Origin of the sequence: Mycobacterium neumannii, from assembly GCF_048452905.1 — a bacterium.
GTDB classification, from domain to species: Bacteria; Actinomycetota; Actinomycetes; order Mycobacteriales; family Mycobacteriaceae; genus Mycobacterium; species Mycobacterium neumannii_B.
Genome location: NZ_JBCGVF010000003.1, coordinates 142,552 through 166,766 on the forward strand (window position 1 = coordinate 142,552; position 24,215 = coordinate 166,766).

A 24,215-nucleotide genomic window follows, 5' to 3' on the forward strand; every position below is an offset into this window, starting at 1 on the left:
TAGCTGAACAGGTGTTCATGCGAGCTTTGGCCTTCGGCGGGACCGGGCGGGCATGATGGCCCGGCTTGGCTGCGGCAGTACCTGCGGTGAGACCGGCGACTGCCGGCGTCGCGAGGGCCGCGGACAGCAACGTCGCGGCGATCGCCCGGTTGAGCACTGTTCCCATGATGTTTCTCCTTCGCATTCGCCCGCGGGCCGTTCCCGCGAACTGTTACGTCATCACCGTCGCGCGCGCGGTTTCCGTCTTCCTTGACGGATCGTGAAACCCGCTGTTCACACGGTTATCGGCAGCAACGCAGGAGGGTCGCCCTGGCCAGTTCGACCGCCTCGACGCCAGTCAGACGGCGTTGCCCGTGGTTGACGCGAACGTCGCCGAGCGGCGACTCCTTGCCGGCGGCGGTCAGCGCCTGGTGAAGTGCGAGCGCATCGTCGTCGGCTCCGATGCGGTCGAGGAATCGGGTCACGTAGCGCAGGTTGAGCCATTGCTGGCTCCAGTCCCCCACTCGATCCCAATGATCGAGCACGTCGACGAGAACTCTTGCAGCCTCGTCGGGTTCGCTGTGCACGGCCCGGGTCGCTGCGGCCTCCATCAGCGCAATGCCGTACCACCACAGATTCCGCACCGACGCGGCCGACGCGGCGGCTTCGTCGAACAACTGCAACGCGCGATCCGGCTCGGATTTCTTGAGCACCAAGCCGAGTGCATAACGACCCATCGACCGCGCCGTCGGATTGCGTGTCTCGTCCGCGACGCGAACCGCCTCCTCGGCCGCAGCCACCCCGTCGAACGGAACTCGTAGTGCGGCATGGCATATCGAAATGTAGAAGAGCGTCCACACCAGACGAATCGGGTCGGAATCATCCCGTGCCCGCTTCGCCTCCGCCGCGTAGTGCAGCAGGCTTGCGGTCGCATCGCCCTCGTAGAGCGCGACGTCGGCGAGCACATCAGCGGGATAGGCGACGCGGGCGGTGCCTCGTGCCGGCGTGCGCCCCTGCGCGAGTTTCGCGAGCGAACGGGCCGTGTCGAATTCGCCCCTGTTCCACGCGCCTCGCGCGGCGAAGCCGACGGCCGCGGTGTAGAGCGGGTGAGCGGGATCGGCCACTTCGGCGACGCGCTCGGCCCATCCTGCCGATTCGTAGCTGTGTCGTAGGTGGACGACTTCGGGTAGTGAGGTCACCAACCGCAGCGCGGTGTCGACATCCTGAACCGAGAGCGCGTGCTCGAACGCGGCCCGCAGGTTGTCGTAGTCGGGCAGCATTCTGTCCACCCACATCCGCTCGTCGGGCCCATGCATGCCGGCAGCGGCGCTTTCGGCCAGAGTGGTGTAGTACTCCGCATGTCGCGAGGCCAGCAGCTTTCCGATGCCCTTGTCCTGCAGACGGTCCCGCCCGTAAGCGCGCAGCATCTCGAGAACCGTGTACCGTGTTCGATCGGCCGCTGCCCTCCGTAGGACCATCGATTTCTCGACGAGTCCGTTGATCGAGTCAAGCGTGTCGTCCTCCTCCCCGACGCCGCAGACGGTATGCGCGGCTTCGAGATCGAAACCACCCGCGAACACCGACAATGCGGAGAACAGCTGTTGTTCCGCGTCGGTCAACAAACGATAAGACCACTCGATCGTCGCAAGAAGGCTCTGTTGACGTGGGCTTCCGCGCGTCCCGCCCCTGAGTAATCGCAACCCGTCCAACCGGCGCGCGACATCCAGACTGCTCATCGCCCGCATCCGCGCGGCCGCCAGTTCGATCGCCAGCGGCAGACCGTCGACGCGTCGACAGATTTCTGCGACGGCGCCCACGGGCTCGTCTTCCAAGGCGAAATCGTGCCGGCTCGCCCTGGCCCGATCGGCGAACAACTCGGTGGCCTCGTCGAGCGACAGCGGCGAAATCGGCCAGATGTGTTCCCCATCAACGCCGATCGCTTCTCGACTGGTGGCCAGGACAAGCACGTCGGGGCAATTGGCGACGATCGAGTCGGTCAGCCGCGCGACCGGGTCGAGCAGGTGTTCGCAGTTGTCCAGAACCAGCAGCAGGTTTTTTGTTCGCAGGTAATCGATCACTGTTTCTTCGATGCCGAGCCCATGGCGTTGCTGCAGGTGAAGCGCGGCCGCCACGGTATGACCAACGGCGGCACCGTCATCCAGCGGTGCGAGCTCGACGAGCGTGACGCCGTCGGTGAAGCGCGCTTCGGCCCTAACGGCGGCCTCGAGGGCCAGTCGCGTCTTACCTACACCGCCGACCCCGGTCAGCGTCACGAGTGAACGTTCACGCAAGACGTCCAGTACGTGCGCGACGTCGTCGTCGCGGCCGATGAAACTGGTGCTCCGCCGCGGAAGGTTCATCCGGGGCCGCGCGCTGACGGCCGCGGGTGCTGCGGCCGGCGGAGCCACGCGCTCCGGATCACCCTCTAGAAGCTGCATATGCACCTGTTGCAGCGCCGGACTCGGATCGGCGCCCAGCTCGTCGACGAGCCGTTCACGCATTGCGCGGAACGTCTCGAGTGCGTCGGCCTGACGGCCACACCGGTACTGCGCCAACATCAGCTGCGCGGCCAACCGCTCGTCGAGCGGGTGCTCGGCCAGCATCGTGGTCAGTTCGGGGAGCAACTCGGCGTGGCGGCCGACGCGCAACGCGGTGTCGTTGCGATCCAGTGCCACGACCAGCCGTTCGGCGTGCAGGGAGTTTCTGACCTCGTTCAGCCATGGGGTGTCCAGCGTGACGAACGGGCTGCCACGCCAGAGCTGCAGCGCTCGGGCGAACAGCTCGTCGGCTTCGACGGGGTCCACCGCGGCGCGCGCCTGGTTGGTCAGGTGGCTGAAACGGTACAGGTCGACGGTCATCGGGTCGGCCAGCAGGATGTAGCCGCCGGACTCCCGCTTGATATCGACGCCTCCGCTGTGCCCGATGACCGCCCGCAACCGGGACACGTAGGCGGCCAGGGCGTTACGCGCGCGGTAGGGCGGCTCGTCGGCCCACACGCGATAGATCAGCTGGTCGGACGGGACCGGGCGGTTGAGGTCGATCAGCATCGCGACGAGAACCGCACGCTGTCGCGCGTGCCCGACGTCGACGCGTTCACCGTCGATGTCGGCCCCGATGTCGCCGAGCAGCCGGAACATCACCGTCACGCTCACAGCTTTCACCAGGCCGCAGCGGGTGTCCGGGCTATTCGTCAAGTACGGACAATCAGCGCCCCGGTGCCGCCTTGGTGGCAGTGACCAGCAAATACTCGGCGTCATACGCGTTGGCCGCCGAGCGGGGCCAGTCGGTGAGGAACCGCAGGAAGTCACGGTCGAGGTCGGCGATCCGCTGTGGCTCACCGGCGTTGAACGCATAGGTGGCGATCGTTGGCCCGTAGTTGCGCTTCCAGTACTCCCTGAACTCGAGCGGGCTCGCGCAGTGATCCATTCGGACGGTGTGCCGCTGCATCCGCAGATCGGTCACCCGGTCGGCGAACAGCGACTGCACATGCGCTTCGTCTCCCCACAGCGGTGCGGGGCTCGCACCGGGCGGCGGAGGCGGCGCGTAGGGCTTCATCGTTGTGAACAGGTTGCCGATGAACCCGTCTGGAGTCCAATTGATCATTCCGATGGTTCCGCCCGGCCGGCACACCCGCAACAGTTCATCGGCGGCGGCCTGATGGTGCGGTGCGAACATCGCTCCGACGCACGACATGACGACGTCAAAGCTGTTGTCGGCAAACGGCATCGCCTCGGCGTCAGCTTCGACCCATTCGATCTGGACTCCCTGCCGGTCGGCGATCGCGCGCCCGGCCGTGAACAACTCCGGGGTGAGGTCACTTGCCGTGACGGTCGCACCCGCCGTGGCGGCCGGGACGGCCGCGTTGCCGGAGCCCGCGGCGACGTCGAGCACGCGGTCGCCAGCGCGGACCCCGCAGGCGCGCACCAGTTCAGGGCCCAGCTGGGGAATCAACTCGGCGGCAACGGCCGGGTAGTCACCCGAGGCCCACAGCGCCCGGTGCTTGGCCTTCAGTGCGCGGTCCGCGTCGTGCTCGGTCGTGTTGTCGAGGGTGTTCTTCATGGTCATGCGCCTCGGTCTCTCTGCCCGTCATCCGCCGAGCATGTTCATTCTGACGGTTCCGACGATCGGTCGAGGGTGTGAAATGGCGATTCGGAAATCGTGAAATGCCCTGGTCAGGAGTCAACCGTGCCGGGCGCCGATCCAGTGCAGCAGGTCGTGCACGATCTCGTCGTCGAGGCGGTAGCTGACGGCCCGTCCCACCCGAGTCGCGCTGACCCAGCCCTGCTGGCGCAGTACGCGAAGCGCTTGGGAGACGGCGTTTTCCGAGCGGCCCAGCGCCGCTGCGAGGTCTCCGACGCGGATCCCCGGCACCCGATGCAGGGTGAGCAGAATCTCCAGCCGGTGCGGGTCCGACAGCAGGTCGAACCGCTGTGTCCAGCTGGCGGTGTCCACGTCGGCAAGCGCCGACGCAGCGCGTTCGACGTCCACCTGGCCGACTGGCTCGTTCACGGGACTCAATGTAGCGCCGATGTGCACGCTCGCGGGCGCACGAGCGTGCGCGGATGTCGAGAATTCGGCGGCGTGTCGTGTGCCGACACGCACACTCGCGGTGCTGGGGGTGGGGTGCGTGGCTTCAGTCGAGGAAGCCGTGCAGCAGCGCGGCCGACCCCTCGATGTGAGCCCGCATCGCTGATGCCGCTCGGTCGCCGTCGCCGGCCAGGATCGCGAGGACGATCGCCTCGTGCTGCTCGTCGGAATGGGCGATGTTGCGTGGCAGCAGCGGGATCTGGTCGAGCAGGGCGTTGAGCCGCATCCTGTTCTCGGCCAGCAGCGGGACCAGCGACGGCGATCCGGCGGCCTCGGCGATCGCCAGGTGCAGGCGCGAGTCGAGCCGGCGGTAGTCGTCGGCGGCAGCGGCGCGGACGTCGGTCATCCGGGCCCACAGTTGTTCGCGCTCCGATGCGGTCAGCGTGCGGCTGGCCGCCATGTGCGCGGCGCCGACTTCGAGGATCTCCCGCAGGCGCAGCGCGTCGTCGATCTCCGCGCGCGTCACCGCGTCGGTTCGGGCAATAGGTCGCGGCAGTTCATCGGAGAGAAACGTCCCTCCGTACCGTCCGCGCCGAGATACCAGATAACCCGCGTCGGACAGCGACTTGATCGCCTCGCGCACGGTGTCGCGGCTGACGCCGAGACGCGAGGCGAGTTCACGCTCGGGCGGCAGGCATTCGCCGGGCGCCAACACACCGAGCCGGATGGTCTGCAGGAGCCGTGCCACGGTGTCCTCGAAGGCGTTACCCCCACGCACCGGACGCAGCAGCGCTTCGGCGGCCGCCAACGCGGTGAACCCCACGTGCGCCACTGGTACGTCCGAGTCGGCCGACATGGCTACAGCGGGGTGACGTAGTGGCCGCCGATACCGCCGTCGACCAGGAAGCTCGACGCGGTGATAAACGACGCGTCATCGCTGGCCAAAAAGGCGACCGCGGCGGCGAGTTCCTCCGGTTCGGCGAACCGGCCCACCGGCACATGCACCAACCGCCGTGCCGCGCGCTCCGGATCCTTGGCGAACAACTCCTGCAGCAGCGGCGTGTTGACGGGTCCGGGACACAGCGCGTTGACGCGAATTCCCTGCCGTGCGTACTGCACACCGAGTTCACGCGACATGGTCAGCACACCGCCCTTCGAGGCGGTGTAGGAAATCTGCGACGTCGCCGAGCCGACGACCGCGACGAACGACGCGGTGTTGATGATCGACCCCTTCTGCTGCGGAACCATGTGCCGCAGCGCCGCTTTACAGCAGAAGAACACCGATTTGAGGTTGACGTCCTGAACCCGCTGCCAGGCGTCGATGCCGGTGTCCTCGATGAGACCGTCCTCAGGTGGGCTGATGCCCGCGTTGTTGAACGCGATATCGACCGATCCGTGTGTCTCGGCGGCGGTGTCGAACAGCTTGTCCACCGCGACCTGGTCGGAGACGTCGACCTGGACGAAGGTGCCGTTCAGATCGTCGGCGACGGTCTTTCCGGCCGCCGGGTCGATGTCGCCGATGACGACGGTCGCGCCCTCGGCCGTCATCCGCCTGGCGCTCGCCAGGCCGATGCCGCTGGCACCACCGGTGATGACGGCGACCTTGCCCGCCAAGCGTTGCGTCAGATCCATCTAGGGCGCCTCCTGCACGGCGATGAACACGTTCTTGGTTTCGGTGAACGACAGCGGCGCGTCGGGGCCGAGTTCGCGTCCGAGGCCGGACTGTTTGAAGCCGCCGAACGGCGTGTTGTACCGCACCGAGGAATGCGAATTGACCGACAGGTTGCCCGCCTCCACCGCCCGCGACACCCGCACCGCCCGCGATAGGTTCTCTGTCCAGATCGACCCGGACAACCCGTAGGGGGTGTCGTTGGCCAGCGCGATCGCGTCGGCCTCGTCGTCGAACGGCAGCACGGTGACCACCGGTCCGAAGATCTCCTCGCGCACCGTGCGGTCGGTACGCTGCGGCGTCAATACCGTCGGCGGGAACCAGTACCCCGGGCCTGAGGGAGCCGAGCCGCGGAACGCGACGGGCGCGTCGTCGGGCACGAAGGAGGCGACGGTGTTCCAGTGCCCCTTCGACACCAGCGGGCCCATCTCGGTGTCCTTGGCGCGCGGGTCGCCGACCACCACACCCTTGACCGCGGGCTCGAATAGTTCCATGAAGCGGTCGTAGACGTTGCGCTGCACCAGTATTCGACTGCGCGCACAGCAGTCCTGGCCCGCGTTGTCGAACACCCCGTACGGCGCGGTGGCCGCCGCCTGCTCCAGATCACAGTCGTCGAAGACGATGTTGGCGCTCTTGCCACCCAGTTCGAGGGTGACGCGTTTGACCTGTTTGGCCGCGCCCGCCATGACGCGGGTGCCGACCGCGGTGGAACCGGTGAACACCACCTTGCGCACGTCGGGGTGCGAGACGAAACGTTCCCCCACCACCGAGCCCTTACCGGGCAGCACGCAGAACACGTCGGCAGGGATTCCCGCCTCGACCGCCAACTCCCCCAGTCGGATCGTGGTGAGCGGCGTCCACTCCGCGGGTTTGATGAGCACCGCGTTGCCCGCGGCGAGCGCAGGCGCGAAACCCCACGAGGCGATTGTCATCGGAAAGTTCCAGGGCGTGATGACGCCGACAACGCCGAGCGGCTCGTTGAACGTCACGTCGATGCCGCCCGCGACCGGAATCTGCTTGCCGGACAAGCGTTCCGGTGTGGCAGCGTAGAACTGCAGCACGTCGCGGACATGGCCGGCCTCCCACTCGGCGTTCCCGACGGGGTGCCCGGAGTTGGCGACTTCCAGCGCCGCCAGCTCGTCGATGTGCGCGTCGACCGTCGCCGCGAACGCGCGCAGCGCCGCCGCGCGTTCGGCGGGCGCCTGCCGCGCCCAATCCCGTTGTGCCGCTTTCGCCCGGGCCACCGCATCATCGACTGCGGCCTCGTCGGTCTGCTCGACGGTGCGCAGCAGCTCCTCGGTCGCCGGGTTGATCACGTCGGATGTGCTCAAGCGTTCGCCCTTTCTGTTGCGTATGCGTCCGCCGCTTCGACGACGGCGGCGAACAGCCGCAGGTCGTCGAGGCGCTCTTCGGGATGCCACTGCACGGCCAGCACGAAATCGTCCGGGTGCGCCGCCCTGTCGACTTCGACCGCCTCGATGACACCGTCGTCGTCCTGAGCGCTGATCACCAGGCCGTCGCCGAGTCGATCGATGGCCTGGTGGTGGTAGCACTGCGCGTCCGACGACTCGCCGATGAGCTCGGCCAACCGAGTGCCCGCAACGGTGCGGATGGTCGACGTGGTGAACACCGCATTGCCCTGCTGATGGCGGTTGTGCCCGATGACGTCGGGCAGGTGCTGGTGCAGCGTGCCGCCCAGCGCGACGTTGAGCACCTGCGCGCCGCGGCAGATGCCCAGCACCGGCATGCCGCGCCGCAGCGCGCCACGCACCAGCGCGAACTCGAACTGGTCACGGCGCCGGTTGTCTTCGACGTCGGCGTCGGTGGCCGGGTGCGGTTCCTGGCCGTAGTGCGCAGGCACGACGTCGCGCCCACCGGTGATGATCACGCCGTCGAGCCCGTCGAGCACCCGGTCGGCGATGTGGTCGTCGACGGGTTGCGGCGGAAGCAGAACCGAGATCCCGCCGGCCAGTTCGACACCCTCGAAGTAGATCGCGGGCAGGAAGCTCGCCCGCACATCCCACACCCCGGTCTGCGCCTGCTGCAGGTAGGTGGTCAGCCCGAGTACGGGTCTGCGCTTGTGCTCGCCTGCCGAAACACTAGAGCCGCTCAAAACCGCGAATCCTCTCCCAGTCCGTGACGGCGGCGTTGAACGCGTCCAATTCGACGCGGGCGTTGTTGAGGTAGTGCTCGACCACCTCGTCGCCGAACGCGGCCCGCGCCACCTCGGACTTCTCGAACAGCGCGGCAGCCTCGGTGAGTGTGGTCGGAAGCCGTTCGACACCACTGGTGTACGCGTTACCCTCCATCGGCTCGGGCAGCTCGAGTTCGCGGTCGATGCCGTACAGGCCGCCGGCGATCAACGCCGAGACCGCGAGGTACTGATTGACGTCACCCCCGGGGGCGCGGTTCTCCATCCGCATGCCGTGGCCGTGGCCGACGACGCGCAGCGCACAGGTTCGGTTGTCCAGACCCCACGCGACCGCGGTCGGGGCGAAACTACCGTCGACGAACCGCTTGTAGGAGTTGATGTTCGGTGCGTAGAACAGCGTCATCTCCCGCATCGTGGCCAGCTGCCCGGCTACAAAGCTGCGGAACATCGGCGACATTCCGAGCGGGTCGGTGTCGTCGGCGAACACCGCTGTGCCATCAGGACTGCCGTCGTCGCCCCGCAGCGAAATGTGCACATGGCAGCTGTTTCCTTCGCGCTCATCGAATTTCGCCATGAACGTCAGGCTCTTGCCGTGCTGGTCGGCGATCTCCTTGGCGCCGTTCTTGTAGATCGTGTGGTTGTCACAGGTGACCCGGGCATGGTCGAAGCGGAACGCGATCTCCTGCTGGCCGAGATTGCACTCCCCCTTGACGCCCTCGCAGTACATGCCCGCACCGCTCATGCCGAGCCGGATGTCGCGCAGCAGCGGCTCCATCCGGGTCGAGCCGAGCATCGCGTAGTCGACGTTGTAGTCCGAGGCCGCCGTCAACCCGCGATACCCCTTGGCCCACGCCTCGCGGAAGCCGTCGTCGAACAACATGAACTCGAGTTCGGTCCCGACGTAGGGCACCAGACCGCGTTCGGCGAGCCGGTCAATCTGACGGTTGAGGATGCTCCTCGGGGCCTGCTCGACCGGGCTGCCGTCGTGCCAACCCAGGTCGGCCATCACCATCGCGGTGCCGGGCAGCCACGGAATCAGCCGCAGCGTCGAGAAGTCCGGCGTCATCACCATGTCCCCGTAGCCGGTCTCCCAGCTCGACATCGAGTAGCCCTGGACGGTGTTCATGTCGACGTCGACCGCCAGCAGGTAGTTGCAGCACTCTGCGCCGTGCTCGGCAACCTCCTCGACGAACAACCGGGCCGACACCCGCTTCCCGGTGAGCCTGCCCTGCATGTCGCAGAACCCGACGATCACCGTGTCGATCTCCCTGTCGGCGACCATGCGCTCGAGGTCGGTCTGCGACAACATGCCCGATGTGACGCTCATCCGTGGTGGGGCCTTTCCTTCGACAGCGCGAGATTGCGGGTAGTCAACCATTGGATGCGGCTCGCTCCGGCGTTCGCCCAGGGCTTTACAGAAAAGTCATTTCCAAAGGTAGGACACCAGACCTTTGCAAGTTTATTCTCCCTATGCCCCATAACCGCAAGAACGGAGCGACCACGTGGCCCAAGATCAGGCACGGGACCAGATGAAGCGCTCGGGCGGGGTCACCTACAGCCAAGCGGGCGAGGGTTACTTCGAGAAGCGGCAACTCAAACGCACCGCAGGCTTCTGGGGCCTGTGGGGCATCGGCGTCGCCGCGGTCATCTCCGGCGACTTCTCCGGCTGGAACTTCGGCATCGGCGCGGCCGGATGGGGCGGCTTGGCGATCGCTTCGGTCGTCATCGTGATCATGTACTTCGGCATGCTCTTCTCGATCGGGGAGATGTCGGCGGCCATGCCACATACCGGCGGCGCGTACTCATTCGCGCGCGCCGCGATGGGCCCCTGGGGCGGCTTCGTCACCGGGTTCGCCGAGACCATCGAGTACGTGTTCACCACCGCGGTGATCGTCTACTTCTCGGCTTCCTACGCCAACGCCGTCACGACCGACCTGTTCAACCTCTCCCTGCCGATGTGGGTGTGGTGGATCATCCTGTATGCGCTCTTCGTCGGGCTGAACTCGTGGGGTGCGGAGATCTCGTTCAAGTTCGCCCTCGTCGTCGCGATCCTGTCGATCGGCATCCTGGTGTTGTTCGGCATCCTGGCCATCGCCAACGGCGCCGTGGACTTCAGCAAGCTTTTCGATATCGCGCCCGATCCGGACGCCGCGGGTTCCTCGACGTTCCTGCCGTTCGGCTGGGTGGCGATCCTGTACGCAATGCCCTTCGCGATGTGGTTCTTTTTGGGCATCGAGGAGCTTCCGCTGGCGGCCGAGGAGGCGCACGACCCGGCCCGCGACATCCCCCGCGCCGGCATCTGGGGACTGCTCTCGCTGATCGGCTGCGGTGCGATCGTGTTCTTCCTCAACCCGGCGGTGACCGGGTCCGAGGCGCTGGGCAGTTCCGACGAGCCGCTGCTCGACGGCTTCCGCGCCTTCCTGCCCGCCGACCTCGCCGCGGTGTTGTCGGCGTTCGCGCTGATCGGCCTGCTGGCCAGCCTGCAGGGCATCATGTACGCCTACGGCCGCAACATGTACTCGCTGAGCCGCGCCGGCTACTACCCGAAGACGTTGTCGCTGACCGGTTCTCGGCAGACACCGTACGTCGCGCTGCTGGCGGGCGCGGTCATCGGATTCGTGGCGCTGCTCATCGTCAACTACAACGAAGGCGCCGGCGCGGTGGTCCTCAACATCGCGGTGTGGGGTGCGGTGCTGGCGTACGGACTGCAGATGATCTCGTTCATCCTGCTGCGCCGCAAATTCCCCAACGCGCGACGACCGTGGGTGAGCCCGACCGGCAACTCGGGTGCGGTCGTCGCGCTGGTCATCGCGGCGGTGACGTTCGTCGGCATCCTTGTCAACCCGGACTACCGGCCCGCGGTCATCGCGATCGTCATCCTCTACATCCTGGGGCTGCTGGTGTTCGGTCTGTACGGCAGGCACCGCCTGGTGCTGTCACCCGAAGAGGAGTACGCCGTCACCGGGGGCCTGCACGGCTACGACCCGAGCGCCGAAGGTCTCGGCGGCACCATCGAGGACGAGATACTCCAGGGCCGCACCGAGTGAGCCGCCAGCGCCAACCGTTGCCCGTGGGGAGCCCCGCGTCGGCGGTTTTGCGGTGCGACCAGCGGTGACTAGACCCACGTCACACCCGTAACAGGTTTCGCTACCGTCAACAAGGGTAATGTCGAGGGCGTGTGTGGAGCCACCGGCGAGGTGCGTCTCGACGGCCGGATACCTGATGTAGCAGCTGTCTCGGCGATGGCCGAGGCGATGACACCGAGGGGCCCGGACTCGGCGGGCGCCTGGTCTCAGGGCAGGGTCGCGCTGGGTCACCGTCGCCTGAAAATCATCGATCTCTCCGAAGCGGGCGGTCAGCCCATGCTCGACCCCGAGCTGGGGTTGGCGATCGCATGGAACGGCTGCATCTACAACTACAAGGAGCTGCGCCGCGAGCTCAGCGGCCACGGCTATCGGTTCTTCTCCCACAGCGACACCGAGGTGCTGCTCAAGGCGTATCACCACTGGGGCGACCGGTTCGTCGACCACCTCCACGGCATGTTCGCGTTCGCGATTGTCGAGCGTGACAGCGGCCGGGTGCTGCTCGGGCGCGACCGGCTCGGCATCAAACCGCTGTATATCAGCGAGAATTCCGCCCGCGTTCGGTTCGCGTCGTCGCTGCCTGCGTTGCTGGCCGGTGGTGCCAAGGACGGATCGGTGGACACCCGCATCGATCCGATCGCGCTGCACCACTACATGTCGTTCCACTCGGTGGTGCCCGCGCCGCGCACGATCCTGCGCGGTGTGGCCAAGGTGCCGCCGGCGTCGCTGGTGGCGATCGAGCCCGACGGCCGCCGCACGACCACGACGTACTGGGAGCCCGACTTCACCCGCAGGGCGGACCGGGCCGACTGGTCCGAACGGGACTGGGAGAACGCCGTTCTCGACGCGTTGCGCGTGGCCGTGGAGCGACGCCTTGTCGCCGACGTGCCCGTCGGCTGCCTGCTCTCGGGCGGCGTCGACTCCAGCCTGATAGTCGGGCTGCTCGCCGAGGCGGGTCAGCACGGACTCAAGACGTTCTCGATCGGCTTCGAATCGGTCGGCGGTGTGGCCGGCGACGAATTCAAGTACTCCGACATCATCGCCGAGCACTTCGGCACCGACCATCACCAGATCCGCATCGGCACCGACCGCATGCTGCCCGCGCTCGACGGCGCGATCGGCGCTATGAGCGAACCGATGGTCAGCCACGACTGCGTTGCCTTCTACCTGCTCAGCCAGGAGGTGGCCAAGCACGTCAAGGTCGTGCAGTCCGGTCAGGGCGCCGACGAGGTGTTCGCCGGATACCACTGGTACCCGCCGCTGGGCGGACCCGACGCGGCGTCGATCGACGGAGCGGTGGCCAGCTACCGCAAGGCGTTCTTCGACCGCGACCGCGCGGGCTACGACGCTCTGGTGACGCCGGCGTTCGCCGTCGACGGCGACCCGAGCCTGGACTTCGTCACCGAGCACTTCGCGCGGGCAGGCGCCCAAACCGGCATCGACCGCGGCCTGCGACTGGACACCACCGTCATGCTCGTCGACGACCCGGTCAAGCGCGTCGACAACATGACGATGGCGTGGGGTCTGGAAGGTCGCGTGCCGTTCCTCGACCACGAACTCGTCGAGCTCGCCGCCACCTGCCCACCCGAGCTGAAGATCGCCCACGAAGGCAAGGGTGTGCTCAAGCAAGCCGCGCGCCAGGTGATTCCATCCGACGTCATCGACCGGCCGAAGGGCTATTTCCCGGTGCCTGCGCTCACCCATCTCGAGGGCCCGTACCTGGACATGGTGCGCGACGCGTTGTACGCGCCCGCGGTTAAGGAACGCGACTTGTTCCGACCCGCCGCGATCGAACGGTTGCTTGCTGACCCGAACGGACGCCTGACGCCGCTGCGCGGTAACGAACTGTGGCAACTGGCGCTGCTCGAGCTGTGGTTGCAGCGGCACAGCATCACCGGACCCGCGGCATGACGGCGCTCGGGCCCGACGCAGAGCAGACCGAAGCGATCACCCTCGGCTTGCACGACGCGTCACCGCAGCATCTCGTCGACGCGATGGCCGACGACGTTGTCATCGAGATGGGTTGGGGGCGGCTGGTTTTCGGTCAGACGTTCGCCGACCCCGCCAAGCTGGCCGAAGTGCTCAGGCATGAGGGACCCGGACGACGCGACATCTGCATCTACGCGCGCGAACCCCACGTCCTGGTGTCGATGGCGCCCGCCGAGCTCTTCATCGACCCGAGCCACACCTACCGGCTGCGGTTCACCGAGGACCCCGATCCCGACCGGACGCCGAACGGGTTCTCGGTGCGCGCGCTGCAGAGCGCCGACGACGCCGACGAGATGAACCGCGTGTACGTGCGCTGCGGCATGGTGCCCGCGCCCGTCGAGGTGCTGTGGAACAACCACCGGACTCAGGACGCCCTCGATTATCTGGTCGCGGTGCGCGACGACGGGTCCGTGCTGGGCACCGTGACCGGTGTCGACCACAAACGGCTGTTCTCCGATCCGGAGAACGGGTCGAGCCTGTGGACGTTGGCCGTCGACCCGACGACGAGCCTGCCCGGTGTCGGCGCGGCGCTCACCCGGGCGCTGGCCGCGATCTACCGCGATCGCGGCCGGGCCTACATGGACCTGTCGGTCAGCCACGACAACGCCGCCGCGATCTCGCTCTACGAGAAGCTGGGCTTCCACCGCGTCCCGGTCATGGCGGTCAAACGCAAGAACGCGATCAACGAACCGCTGTTCACCCATCCGCCCGAGACCGTCGAGGACCTCAACCCGTACGCGCGGATCATCGCCGACGAGGCCATGCGCCGCGGGATCTGGGTCGAGGTGCTCGACGCCGAGGCCGGTGAGATGCGCTTGTCTCACGGCGGCCGCACTGTCATCACCCGGGAGTCGTTGTCGGAGTTCACTTCCGCAGTCGCGATGGCGCGCTGCGACGACAAGCGGCTCACCCGGCGGCTGGTGGCCGAGAACGGTATTACGGTGCCCAAGGGCAGGCTGGCGACCTTCGACGAAAAGGACCACGAGTTTCTGGAGGAGGTCGGCGACGTCGTGGTCAAGCCGACCCGGGGTGAGCAGGGCAAGGGCATCACCGTCGGCATCAGCAGCGCCGAGGACTTGGACGCCGCGCTGGCCCGCGCACGCAAAGAACATCCGCACGTGCTGATCGAGCAGCGGGCACCCGGCGACGATCTTCGGCTGGTGGTCATCGACGGCAAGGTGGTGGCCGCGGCGCTACGCAAGCCCGCCGAGGTCGTCGGGACCGGACACCACACGGTGCGCGAGCTGATCGAGGCGCAGAGCCGGCGCCGGGCGGCGGCCACGGGCGGGGAATCGCGCATCCCGATCGACGCGGTCACCGAGTCAACGGTCACGGAGGCGGGTTGGTCGTTCGACGATGTGCTTCCCGAGGGCGAGCGACTGCGGGTGCGGCGCACCGCGAACCTGCATCAGGGCGGCACCATTCACGACGTGACCGCCAAGGTCCATCCCCACCTGTGTGACGTCGGGGTCAGGGCCGCCCACGCGATCGGCATCCCTGTCACCGGGATCGACCTGCTGGTGCCCGACGTCACCGAGCCGGAGTACGTCTTCATCGAGGCCAACGAGCGCCCCGGGCTGGCCAATCACGAACCACAGCCCACCGCAAAGGCTTTCGTCGATTTTCTGTTCCCGGGCAGCCCGGCGCTGCCTCAGGCGTGGACGCCCGAGGAGTCGCCCGCCTGAGTCACCAGGTGCTGGTGCGCATCACGATCTCGGCGGCCAGCTGGGCCGTGGATTCGGCGGCGTTGCGCCTGCCGAGCAGGTCGACTATCCGGTAGTCGCCGTACACATAGCGCTGGCTGGCCTTGGCGACCGCGCGCGCCCGCGGGGTGCTGACCAGTGCCGTGGTGTTCATCTCGACCGGCGGGCAGTGCTCGTCGCGGACCACGCCCGCGGCGTCCGCGACGCGCGGGTGCCCGCGGTCGATGACGACCAACCCGATGAACCGGTCGAGCCGGGTGGCGGCCAGTTCCCACGCCAGCTCACCGCCGACGCGGTCGCCCACCAGGAGCGCCCATTTCACGCCAAGGGTGTCGAGGATGCCGACCACCGACTTCGCGGTCAGCCGGGGATCGGGAGGCACGACGACGGTCCGCAGCGATGCGGTGTGCAGCCGTTGACAGACGGCGTCATAGGCGGCGGCCGGCTGATGGCCCGCCCCGAGCACCACCACGACCGACCCCTTCTCGGGACCGGCGACGTCGACGGGCACGCTGAACCCCTCGACGGTGACCGTGGTGGATGGCATTGGGCCACGCTACAGCGGTCGACGGGGCGACGCGGTCATTTCGCGGGGAGTGAACGGGGCGATTCAGAGCGCGGGGACGCGCTCGGCCTGCTCGGTCGCGATGTCCAGAAAGGTCTGCGGCAGCGTGGCTTTGACCGGAATTGTCGGGTTCGGAGTCGGGAACGCGACACCGTACACCGCCATGGTCCCGATGTTCTCGAACGTGAAGTAGACGCTGCTGTCGACTCCGCCGAGTTGCATGGTCTGCTCGTAGACGAGCGCGTCGGCGCGAGATGGATCCATCCTGGTCGTCGTCATCGGGATGCCCGGCGAGGACTCGTCGAAGAACGTCTCGAAGTGCGCACACCGTTCGGCCGTGGCCGCCAGCTTGTCGAGATCCAGACGCCATGTCAGCACCGTCATCACGATGCGGGCGCCGTCATAGCCCACGACGTACTCCGCGGCGCTGCCCGGCCCACGCTCCCCCGTCTCGGCGATCACCCGGGTGAGTCCCTCCGAACACCCCGCCGGTCGGGACAGCATGGCCGGTGGGGCACCAGCACCGTCGCCACCCTCGCCCGGTTCGCGGACGACGTGGTCGAACTGCACCCCCTGCGGGAAGTCGGCCGCGGTGAGCAGCGCTCGGTCCAGGCGGGCGCCTGGCCAGGTCGGCGAGCCCACGGTCGAGTGCGCGCAACCGGTCAACGTGACCGCGGTCAGGGCGGCCGCCACGGCGAGTCGCCGCATCATCGCCGCAGTCCCGTCACGATGTCGGGCCGGGCCGGCGCGCCGTCGGAGAGCAGGGTGAGCACCGCGTCCACGTCGAGATGGCTGGTCAGCAGGTCGGCCATCAGGTCGAGTTGCGCGTCGCGTCGGGAACTGACGTAGACATCGTCGGCCACGACGAACCCGTCGCGGCCGGCCGCCTGCGCGACCTCCACCAGCCATGCGCGCCGCACGTCGTCGTTGTCGAGCACGCCGTGCCAGTGGGTGCCGTACACCGCCCCGCGCCGCAAGCCAACCCCGAGCCACGGTTGCTCGGCCGAGCGGCCGATCTGGCCGTGATGAATCTCGTAGCCGGACAACGGTTCTTCGTGATGCAACAGGGTCTTCTCGGGCGCGAAGACGATGTCGGCCTCGAGCAGGTTCAGGCCGGGCACGACGCCTGCCCCGGATTCCACGGCGTCGTCGATGCGCGCGCACAGCATCTGGAAGCCGCCACACACCCCCAGCACGGGCATACCGCGGGCGGCGTGTGCGCTCAGCGCGTCGGCAAGCCCGCTGCGGCGCAGCCAATCCAGGTCGGCGACGGTGGCCTTGCTGCCGGGGATGACGACCACGTCGACATCGACGAGATCGGCGGGTTCGCCGACCCAGCGCACGAGCACGCCCGGCTCACAGGCGAGGGCCTCGACGTCGGTCGAGTTGGAGATGCGCGGCAACCGGATCGCGGCCACCCGCAACCACTGCTCACCCCGCGGGGGCTGCGGTTCACCGACCACGCGACGAGCCACCACCGAGACCGAGTCCTCGGTGTCCAGCCACAAACCCTCGGCATACGGGATGACGCCGTAGGTCGGCCGCCCCGACAGCTCCTGTAGCCGCGCCAGACCGGGATCGAGCAGCGACGGGTCACCGCGGAACTTGTTGACCACGAAGCCGGCGATCAAGCGTTGGTCCTCGGGTTCGAGCACCGCGACGGTGCCGTACAGGTGCGCGAGCACGCCGCCGCGGTCGATGTCGCCGACGACAATCACCGGTAGGCCCGCCGCGCGAGCCAAGCCCATGTTCGCCAGATCGGTTGCCCGCAGGTTGATTTCGGCGGGCGAGCCGGCGCCCTCGCAGATGACGGCGTCGAATTCGGTCCGCAGTTGCTTCAGTTCGTCGACGACCACCGCTCTAAGGTGCTCACGGTGCCCGATGTAGTCGCGTGCGCTGACGGTGTCGACCACCCGACCGCGAACCACCAGCTGCGAGGTGCGGTCGCTGCCGGGTTTGAGCAGGATCGGGTTGAACCGCGTGTGCGGCGATAGACCGGCGGCGCGGGCCTGCATCGCCTGGGCGCGGCCGATCTCGCCGCCGTCGACGGTGACCGCGGAGTTGTTCGACATGTTCTGCGCCTTGAACGGTGCGACGCGAATACCCTTGCGCGCCAACAGCCGACACAGCCCGGCCACCACCATCGACTTGCCCGCGTCCGAGGTGGTCCCGGCCACCAGGAGCGCGCCGCTCATCGATCGCCCTCCGCGGTCAGTACGCCACCCCTCGTTTGTGAATCTGGCGACGGGATCACATGCCTGGGCGTCGTCGGATTCACAGTCGAGCGCCCTAGTCGGCGACTGTCAGTATCTCGGCGCCCTCGTCGGTAACCACGAGCGTGTGCTCGAACTGCGCGGTCCACTTCTTGTCGGTGGTGGCGACGGTCCAACCGTCGTCCCAGATCTCGTAGTCGAGGCCGCCGAGGTTGATCATCGGCTCGATGGTGAACGTCATACCCGGCTCCAGCACGGTCTCCACTGCGGGCTGGTCGTAGTGTAGGACGACAAGGCCGTTGTGGAATGTGGTGCCGATGCCGTGGCCGGTGAAGTCGCGAACCACGTTGTAGCCGAACCGGTTCGCGTAGGACTCGATGACCCTGCCGACGACGGACAGCTGCCGTCCGGGTTTGACGGCCTTGATCGCGCGCATGGTCGCTTCCCGTGTCCGCTCGACGAGCAGCCGGTGTTCCTCGGAGACGTCGCCCGCGAGGAATGTCGCGTTGGTGTCGCCGTGCACACCGTCGATGTATGCGGTCACGTCGATGTTGACGATGTCGCCGTCCTCGATGACCGTCGAGTCCGGGATGCCGTGGCAGATGATCTCGTTGAGCGAGGTGCAGCAGGACTTCGGGAAACCCTTGTAACCGAGCGTGGACGGATAGGCGCCGTTGTCGATCATGAACTCGTGCGCGATGCGGTCGAGCTCGTCGGTCGTGACGCCCGGCGCGACGGCTTTACCCGCCTCGGCCAGCGCGCCCGCCGCGATCCTACCCGCGACGCGCATCTTCTCGATCACCTCGGGCGTCTGCACCCACGGTTCGCGGCCCTCGTCGACGGTCGGCTTCCAGGCGTACTCCGGCCGCGGGATGGACGCGGGCACCGGCAGCGTAGGAAAAACCACGCCGGGGCGGAGGGCGGTACGAACGGGCATGTCAACAGGGTAGACGAGGCTAGCGCCGGTCGAACGGGCTCAACCGCCAGGACCGGCGGGGTCCGCGGATGTCCACCGAGCCGAAGACCACCTTCCCGGTCAGGATCACGTGCGGGTTGCCTTCGGCAGGTGCGTCCCTGCGGTGGTCGCGGGCGCTGCCCACGTTGACCTCGACGTCGTCGATGGAGGCGCTGGCCCCGTCGGGCAGCCGCAGTTCGAGCCCGCCGAACTTCAGGTCGAGCTCGATGACGACCATCGGCCCGGCAAAGCGCGCCCGGGTCAGGTCCAGGTCCACCGAACCCATCCGCCGGTGCAGGGCCAGCCGGCTCGGCACCGTCCATTCGCCGTGCCGCTTGAGCGAGCCGAGCACACCGCGCAACTCGATGCGATCGGCGGCCGAGGTGACGATCGCACCCGGTCCGGGCAGGTCGCCCACCAGCGCGTCCAGGTCCGAGTGCAGCCGCGCCCGCGCTACCGCCGCCGAGCGCTCCTCGAACTCTTCGATGTCGATCAGGCCCAGCGCGACGGCGTTGTGCAGTCGCCGCAGCGTGCCGTTGCGGTCGGCGTCGGAGACGCGCATGGCGTCGTGATTGGTCTCGGTCATCGCACGTTCCACGGTACGGCGACGACGCCCGATCAGGCCAGGTAGTCCGGCGGCAGCCCGTCGAGCATGCCCTTGAGCATGCGCACCGCGTACTCCGAGGAACCGCCCCCGACGATCATCGCCGCGAACGCCATGTCGCCGCGGTACCCGGCGAACCACGAGTGCGAACCGCCCGCGAACTCCGCCTCACCGGTCTTGCCGCGCACGTCGCCCGCACCCTGCAGGTCCTCGGCGGTGCCGTTGGTCACCACCAGCCGCATCATCGGCCGCAGCCCTTCGACGATCTTCGGGTCCATCGGCGCAGGGCTCTCGGCGATCTCGGTCTCCTTGCCCTGAATCAGTTGCGGGACAGGGGTTTTCCCGGCGGCGACGGTCGCCGCGGCCAACGCCATGCCGAACGGGCTGGCCAGCACCTTGCCCTGACCGAAGCCGTCCTCGGTGCGCTCGGCGAGGTCGACGGTGGGCGGTACGGAACCGGTCACGGTCCTCAGCCCGGGGACGTCGTAGTCGGCTCCGATGCCGTACTTGGCCGCGGCCATCGTCAACCCGCGCGGCGGCATCCGGCTGGCCAGTTCGGCGAAGGTGGTGTTGCAGGAACTGGCGAACGCCCGCGACATCGGCACCGTGCCGAGGTCGAAGCCGCCGTAGTTGGGCACCGTCCGGTGGCCGATGTCCATCGTGCCGGGGCACGGAAGCATCGTGTTCGGGGTGGCCATATCGCGTTCGATGGCCGCACCGGCGGTCACCATCTTGAACGTCGACCCGGGCGGATACAGGCCGGTGGTGGCGATGAGGCCCTCGGTGTCGGCGGCGGCGTTCTGAGCGACGGCCAGGATCTCACCGGTCGACGGTTTGATCACGACGATCATCGCCTTCTTGCCGGTGAAGTTGACCGCGTTCTGCGCGGCGTCCTGGACCGACCGGTCGAGGCTGATCCGGATCGACGGTGCGGGATCCCCCGGCACCTCGTTGAGCACGTCGACGTCGACGCCGTTCTGGTTGACGGTGACCACCCGCCACCCCGCATCGCCGGCCAGTTCACCCGCGACCGCCCTCTTGACCTCACCGACGATCGCCGGCGCGAAAGTCTCGTCGGTGGGCAGCATTTCGGCCAGCGGCGTGATGACCACACCGGGATGCGCACCGATCGCGGCGGCCACCCGGTCATGGTCGGCCTTGCGCAGCGTGATCAGGTTCAGCGGCTGTTTGGACGAGCTGGCCTGCTCGGCGAGCCGCTGTGCGTCGAGCGTGTTGTCGAAGGGCCGCAAAGCGTCGACGACGGCCCGCGCGGTCTGCATCAGCGACCCGCCAGCCTCCCGCGCGTCCAGCGAGTAGCTGTACAGGTATCCCGGCACCAGCACCTCGGTGCCGCCCCGCTCGATCACCGACGCCCGCGGGGGTGAGTCGGCGCGCAGTGCGAAGGTCTGGTTCTCGCCGAGCCGCGGGTGCAGGCCGGTGGCGCTCCACCGCACGATCCACCGGCCCTCGTCTCGGACCATGTTCAGCTGTCCGTCGTAGGTCCAGGTGCGGTCTTTCGGCAGATGCCACGTGTAGCGGTAGGTGACGCTGCCGGTGTCCATCGCGTACTTGGAGCCCAGGATCTGTGTGTCCAGGTGGGTGGCCTGCAGTCCGGCCCACGCTTCGTTGAGGTCTTCGCGCGCATCGGCGGGCCGGTCGCTGAGTTCGGCCGCGCCCGCGGTGTCACCGGTCGCGAGGGCCGCGAAGAACTTCTCGGCGGCGGTCTCAGGTCCGGCAGGCTTGGGTGTACAGGCGCTGTTGAGGCCGACGGCCAGGATTCCGACCGCGGCCAGGCTCACTATGCGTGTTACTGAAGATGCCATTGGGGCAGATGTTACGAAGTCGAGACCCGCAATCCCGGGAGGCGCACCGCGTTGTGGGGGCCGGTTCTCGGATTGGAGGGCTTAAGGGGTTGATCGCACGCACCTGGTGCGTGGGATCAACCCGTCAAGGTCCGCAGCGCGCGCCGGCGGGCCGCAGCGCCGGCCGGCGCCGAATGTCAGCCCGCGGCCGGCGCCCGCACCACCAGCGGCACTCCTGGGAAGTAGGCGGCCATCTCCGAGCGCGACTTGCGCAGCGCCGCGGTGCCGTAACCCTGCTTGCGATGGTCGGGGTGGATCCAGATCCGCACGTTGACCTCACCGGAGACCAGGTCGCCGAACACCATCCCGATCTTCTCGGAGCCGTGCACCGCGACCAGCCAAGCCGCCTCTTCCGCGTCGACGCGTCGTAGGCCGGCGCGGATCTCGTCGTCGAGGTCGCCCGCGGGGGCGCGCGACCCGTCGCCCGCCTCGCGCACGTCCTGGGTGCGTGCGGCGAAGATGTCGCGATCGGCGTCGGCGAGGAACGGGCGCAGCGCCATGCTGTCCGCGCTGCGTGCCGGCTCACCCATGGTGAAGCTGAGCTGGTTGTTGAGGTCCTCGAGTTCGGCGGCGATCCGGCGCCGCGACACCTTGGTCAGCCGATCGAACGACAGCCGCAGCACCGCCTCGGCGGCCGTGTGCGATGCGCCGAGCATGCTCGCGATCGCCTCGATCGCGGCGTCGTAGTCCTCGGAATCGACGATGACGTCGAGCAGTTCGTGCCGCCGCTCCAGCGCGCGAACCATCGTGTCGGCGATCTCCCTGCGCGCGATTGTGCGGTCGTCGTCAGCCATGCCGTGAGCGTAAATGAGTCGGGCGCCCGGAACGGTCAGTCGAGCAGAACGGTCGCGAACGTTCCCACCTGTTGGAAGCCGACGCGCTCATAGGTGGCCCGCGCGACGGTGTTGAAGTCGTTGACGTACAGGCTCGCCGTGCGCCCGGACCGGACCACCGCCTCGGCCAGCGTGGCGGTGCCCGTGGCGCCCAGACCATGCCCGCGCCAGTCGGGGTGCACCCACACGCCCTGGATCTGTCCGACCGTCGGCGACTGCGAACCGACCTCGGCCTTGAACACCACCTCGCCGCGCTCGAAGCGGGCCCACGCCCTGCCCGCGGCGATCAGACCGGCGACCCGCCTGCGGTATCCCCTGCCTCCATCGCCGAGCCGCGGATCGATACCGACCTCACCGATGAACATGTCGATCGAGGCGACGAGGTAGGCGTCGAGTTCGTCGGCACGCACCTGGCGTACGGCGGGATCGGTCGCACACGACGGCGGCGTGCTCAACGCCAGAAGCGGCTGATGCTCACGCACATCGCGGGCGGCACCCCAGGCGTTCTCGAGGCGACGCCACATCGGCAGCACCAACTCGGCCCGCCCGACCAGCGAGGAGCAGCGACGCGCGGTGCTCATCGCCTTCTCGGCGAACGCATGAAGGTCAATCATGTCCCCGCGCAACGGAATCAGGTTCGCACCGGCGTAGCACAGCGATTCGGTGGGCCTGCGCCGCGTCCACAGTTCCCCGCCGATCGCCGAAGGTTCCACACCGTATTCGGCCACCCGGCAGGCGACCATGCACGAGCCGATCGGATCCTCGTCGAGCACCCGCATCACGGCGCCGACGTCACGCACCACCGAGACCCGTCGTTCGTCGACGTGACGAAACAGCGGCGGTGCCGACATGGGATCTCTTTCTCGCCGACACCGGGCGGTCTACCCGGTGTTTGGGATCACATTCAGCTTACGGTCACGACCGGCGAACCGCTGGCATCTGTTCCGCGCTCTTCAGCGATTCTCATGGCCTCTTCGATCAGCGTCTCGACGATCTGGGCCTCGGGGACGGTCTTGATGACCTCGCCCTTGACGAAGATCTGACCCTTGCCGTTGCCGGAGGCCACCCCGAGGTCGGCTTCGCGCGCCTCGCCGGGACCGTTGACGACACAACCCATCACGGCGACGCGCAGCGGAACGTCCATCCCCTCCAGTCCGGCGGTGACCTCGTTGGCCAACGAGTAGACGTCGACCTGGGCGCGCCCACACGACGGGCACGACACGATCTCCAGCGACCGCGGACGCAGGTTCAGCGATTCGAGGATCTGGTTGCCCACCTTGACCTCTTCGGCGGGCGGCGCCGACAGCGAGACGCGGATGGTGTCCCCGATGCCCTTGGACAGCAATGCGCCGAACGCGACCGCCGACTTGATCGTGCCCTGAAACGCCGGGCCCGCCTCGGTGACGCCCAGATGCAGCGGGTAGTCGCACTGCGCGGCCAGCTGTTCGTAGGCGGCCACCATCACGACGGGGTCGTTGTGCTTCACGCTGATCTTGATGTCGCCGAAGCCGTGCTCCTCGAACAGCGAGGCTTCCCACAGCGCGGACTCGACCAGCGCCTCGGGCGTGGCCTTGCCGTACTTCTCCATGAAGCGCTTGTCCAGCGACCCGGCGTTGACGCCGATACGGATCGGGATGCCCGCCGCGCCCGCGGCCTTGGCGACCTCGCCGACGCGGCCGTCGAACTCCTTGATGTTGCCGGGGTTGACGCGCACAGCCGCGCACCCGGCGTCGATGGCGGCGAAGATGTACTTCGGCTGAAAGTGGATGTCGGCGATCACCGGGATCTGGCTGTGGCGGGCGATCTCGGCGAGCGCGTCGGCGTCCTCCTGGCGCGGGCACGCCACCCGCACGATGTCGCAGCCCGACGCCGTCAATTCGGCGATCTGCTGCAGCGTTGAGTTGACGTCGTGAGTCTTGGTGGTGCACATGGACTGCACCGCAATCGGATGATCGCTGCCGATGCCGACATCGCCAACCATGAACTGACGGGTTTTGCGTCGGGGCGCGAGAACCGGTGCCGGGGGCGCCGGCATGCCCAGTCCTATTTGTTGAGGTCCGATCTGTTGGCCGGAGGCCATT

At 67.9% G+C, this 24,215-nt stretch carries 20 protein-coding genes; 3 read left to right on the forward strand and 17 right to left on the reverse strand.

Annotated features, from left to right (window positions below; genetic code table 11):
* Positions 1 to 281: 281 nt before the first annotated feature.
* The 8 genes from AAHH99_RS06895 to AAHH99_RS06930 all read right to left on the reverse strand — a co-directional run bounded on the left by AAHH99_RS06895 (position 282) and on the right by AAHH99_RS06930 (position 9,654).
* Entirely contained in the window at positions 282 to 3,116 is a 2,835-nt protein-coding gene (locus AAHH99_RS06895) for a BTAD domain-containing putative transcriptional regulator (RefSeq protein ID WP_418769540.1), read from the reverse strand.
* A gap of 67 nt (positions 3,117 to 3,183) precedes the next feature.
* Entirely contained in the window at positions 3,184 to 4,044 is an 861-nt protein-coding gene (locus tag AAHH99_RS06900; RefSeq protein WP_418767998.1) for a class I SAM-dependent methyltransferase, read from the reverse strand.
* Between the two features lie 114 nt (positions 4,045 to 4,158).
* On the reverse strand, positions 4,159 to 4,488 hold the full coding sequence (locus AAHH99_RS06905; protein ID WP_164673997.1) for an ArsR/SmtB family transcription factor: 330 nt from the start codon (positions 4,486 to 4,488) through the stop codon (positions 4,159 to 4,161).
* A 124-nt stretch (positions 4,489 to 4,612) separates the two neighbouring features.
* Positions 4,613 to 5,362 (reverse strand): FadR/GntR family transcriptional regulator, encoded by a 750-nt coding sequence (locus AAHH99_RS06910; protein ID WP_418767999.1) that lies wholly within the window; start codon positions 5,360 to 5,362, stop codon positions 4,613 to 4,615.
* Between the two features lie 2 nt (positions 5,363 to 5,364).
* The gene (locus tag AAHH99_RS06915; RefSeq protein WP_418768000.1) at positions 5,365 to 6,138 is read right to left on the reverse strand and encodes a 3-oxoacyl-ACP reductase; all 774 of its coding nucleotides are present in this window, start codon (positions 6,136 to 6,138) and stop codon (positions 5,365 to 5,367) included.
* Positions 6,139 to 7,506 carry an aldehyde dehydrogenase family protein gene (locus AAHH99_RS06920; protein ID WP_418768001.1) on the reverse strand — a complete coding sequence of 456 codons (1,368 nt, stop codon included), beginning with the start codon at positions 7,504 to 7,506 and terminating at the stop codon, positions 6,139 to 6,141.
* Positions 7,503 to 8,288, reverse strand: a complete 786-nt coding sequence (locus AAHH99_RS06925) for a gamma-glutamyl-gamma-aminobutyrate hydrolase family protein (RefSeq protein ID WP_418768002.1) — start codon at positions 8,286 to 8,288, stop codon at positions 7,503 to 7,505. Before AAHH99_RS06925 ends, AAHH99_RS06920 begins: the two co-directional genes overlap by 4 nt.
* Positions 8,275 to 9,654, reverse strand: a complete 1,380-nt coding sequence (locus tag AAHH99_RS06930; protein WP_418768003.1) for a glutamine synthetase family protein — start codon at positions 9,652 to 9,654, stop codon at positions 8,275 to 8,277. Before AAHH99_RS06930 ends, AAHH99_RS06925 begins: the two co-directional genes overlap by 14 nt.
* A 175-nt stretch (positions 9,655 to 9,829) precedes the next feature.
* Here AAHH99_RS06930 and AAHH99_RS06935 point away from each other — a divergent pair, with 175 nt between their 5' ends.
* The 3 genes from AAHH99_RS06935 (at position 9,830) to ngg (ending at position 15,084) form a co-directional block, all read left to right on the forward strand.
* Positions 9,830 to 11,374 carry an amino acid permease gene (locus AAHH99_RS06935; RefSeq protein ID WP_418768004.1) on the forward strand — a complete coding sequence of 515 codons (1,545 nt, stop codon included), beginning with the start codon at positions 9,830 to 9,832 and terminating at the stop codon, positions 11,372 to 11,374.
* Positions 11,375 to 11,503: 129 nt separating this feature from the next.
* Entirely contained in the window at positions 11,504 to 13,321 is a 1,818-nt protein-coding gene (locus AAHH99_RS06940) for an N-acetylglutaminylglutamine amidotransferase (protein ID WP_418768005.1), read from the forward strand.
* Entirely contained in the window at positions 13,318 to 15,084 is a 1,767-nt protein-coding gene (gene ngg, locus AAHH99_RS06945; RefSeq protein WP_418768006.1) for an N-acetylglutaminylglutamine synthetase, read from the forward strand. The genes AAHH99_RS06940 and ngg overlap by 4 nt, the downstream gene beginning before the upstream one ends.
* Position 15,085: 1 nt before the next feature.
* On the opposite strand, the gene AAHH99_RS06950 is transcribed toward ngg, so the two are convergent.
* The 9 genes from AAHH99_RS06950 to ispG all read right to left on the reverse strand — a co-directional run bounded on the left by AAHH99_RS06950 (position 15,086) and on the right by ispG (position 24,214).
* A complete protein-coding gene (locus tag AAHH99_RS06950) occupies positions 15,086 to 15,649 on the reverse strand; it encodes an alpha/beta fold hydrolase (RefSeq protein WP_418768007.1) in 564 nt (187 codons plus the stop codon).
* Positions 15,650 to 15,712: 63 nt separating this feature from the next.
* On the reverse strand, positions 15,713 to 16,378 hold the full coding sequence (locus AAHH99_RS06955) for a hypothetical protein (protein ID WP_418768008.1): 666 nt from the start codon (positions 16,376 to 16,378) through the stop codon (positions 15,713 to 15,715).
* On the reverse strand, positions 16,375 to 17,862 hold the full coding sequence (locus AAHH99_RS06960) for a cobyric acid synthase (RefSeq protein WP_418768009.1): 1,488 nt from the start codon (positions 17,860 to 17,862) through the stop codon (positions 16,375 to 16,377). The genes AAHH99_RS06955 and AAHH99_RS06960 overlap by 4 nt, the downstream gene beginning before the upstream one ends.
* Before the next feature lie 94 nt (positions 17,863 to 17,956).
* Entirely contained in the window at positions 17,957 to 18,817 is an 861-nt protein-coding gene (map, locus tag AAHH99_RS06965; protein WP_418768010.1) for a type I methionyl aminopeptidase, read from the reverse strand.
* A 19-nt stretch (positions 18,818 to 18,836) separates the two neighbouring features.
* Positions 18,837 to 19,421 (reverse strand): DUF1707 SHOCT-like domain-containing protein, encoded by a 585-nt coding sequence (locus AAHH99_RS06970; RefSeq protein WP_418768011.1) that lies wholly within the window; start codon positions 19,419 to 19,421, stop codon positions 18,837 to 18,839.
* A gap of 32 nt (positions 19,422 to 19,453) precedes the next feature.
* Positions 19,454 to 21,262 carry a penicillin-binding transpeptidase domain-containing protein gene (locus tag AAHH99_RS06975; protein ID WP_418768012.1) on the reverse strand — a complete coding sequence of 603 codons (1,809 nt, stop codon included), beginning with the start codon at positions 21,260 to 21,262 and terminating at the stop codon, positions 19,454 to 19,456.
* Between the two features lie 176 nt (positions 21,263 to 21,438).
* On the reverse strand, positions 21,439 to 22,095 hold the full coding sequence (locus AAHH99_RS06980) for a GNAT family N-acetyltransferase (RefSeq protein WP_064414941.1): 657 nt from the start codon (positions 22,093 to 22,095) through the stop codon (positions 21,439 to 21,441).
* A gap of 35 nt (positions 22,096 to 22,130) precedes the next feature.
* Entirely contained in the window at positions 22,131 to 22,985 is an 855-nt protein-coding gene (locus AAHH99_RS06985) for a GNAT family N-acetyltransferase (RefSeq protein WP_064414940.1), read from the reverse strand.
* A gap of 53 nt (positions 22,986 to 23,038) precedes the next feature.
* Positions 23,039 to 24,214, reverse strand: coding sequence for a flavodoxin-dependent (E)-4-hydroxy-3-methylbut-2-enyl-diphosphate synthase (ispG, locus tag AAHH99_RS06990; protein ID WP_418768013.1), 1,176 nt, complete (start codon positions 24,212 to 24,214; stop codon positions 23,039 to 23,041).
* Between the last annotated feature and the right edge of the window lies 1 nt (position 24,215).

Bases quoted from the DNA above. Each gene is read 5' to 3' on its own strand.
- AAHH99_RS06895 (WP_418769540.1), bottom strand. From the start codon at position 3,116: ATGTTCCGGCTGCTCGGCGACATCGGGGCCGACATCGACGGTGAACGC.
- AAHH99_RS06900 (WP_418767998.1), bottom strand. From the start codon at position 4,044: ATGACCATGAAGAACACCCTCGACAACACGACCGAGCACGACGCGGAC.
- AAHH99_RS06910 (WP_418767999.1), bottom strand. From the start codon at position 5,362: ATGTCGGCCGACTCGGACGTACCAGTGGCGCACGTGGGGTTCACCGCG.
- AAHH99_RS06915 (WP_418768000.1), bottom strand. From the start codon at position 6,138: ATGGATCTGACGCAACGCTTGGCGGGCAAGGTCGCCGTCATCACCGGT.
- AAHH99_RS06930 (WP_418768003.1), bottom strand. From the start codon at position 9,654: ATGAGCGTCACATCGGGCATGTTGTCGCAGACCGACCTCGAGCGCATG.
- ngg (WP_418768006.1), top strand. From the start codon at position 13,318: ATGACGGCGCTCGGGCCCGACGCAGAGCAGACCGAAGCGATCACCCTC.
- AAHH99_RS06950 (WP_418768007.1), bottom strand. From the start codon at position 15,649: ATGCCATCCACCACGGTCACCGTCGAGGGGTTCAGCGTGCCCGTCGAC.
- AAHH99_RS06955 (WP_418768008.1), bottom strand. From the start codon at position 16,378: ATGATGCGGCGACTCGCCGTGGCGGCCGCCCTGACCGCGGTCACGTTG.
- AAHH99_RS06960 (WP_418768009.1), bottom strand. From the start codon at position 17,862: ATGAGCGGCGCGCTCCTGGTGGCCGGGACCACCTCGGACGCGGGCAAG.
- map (WP_418768010.1), bottom strand. From the start codon at position 18,817: ATGCCCGTTCGTACCGCCCTCCGCCCCGGCGTGGTTTTTCCTACGCTG.
- AAHH99_RS06970 (WP_418768011.1), bottom strand. From the start codon at position 19,421: ATGACCGAGACCAATCACGACGCCATGCGCGTCTCCGACGCCGACCGC.
- AAHH99_RS06975 (WP_418768012.1), bottom strand. From the start codon at position 21,262: ATGGCATCTTCAGTAACACGCATAGTGAGCCTGGCCGCGGTCGGAATC.
- AAHH99_RS06980 (WP_064414941.1), bottom strand. From the start codon at position 22,095: ATGGCTGACGACGACCGCACAATCGCGCGCAGGGAGATCGCCGACACG.
- AAHH99_RS06985 (WP_064414940.1), bottom strand. From the start codon at position 22,985: ATGTCGGCACCGCCGCTGTTTCGTCACGTCGACGAACGACGGGTCTCG.
- ispG (WP_418768013.1), bottom strand. From the start codon at position 24,214: ATGGCCTCCGGCCAACAGATCGGACCTCAACAAATAGGACTGGGCATG.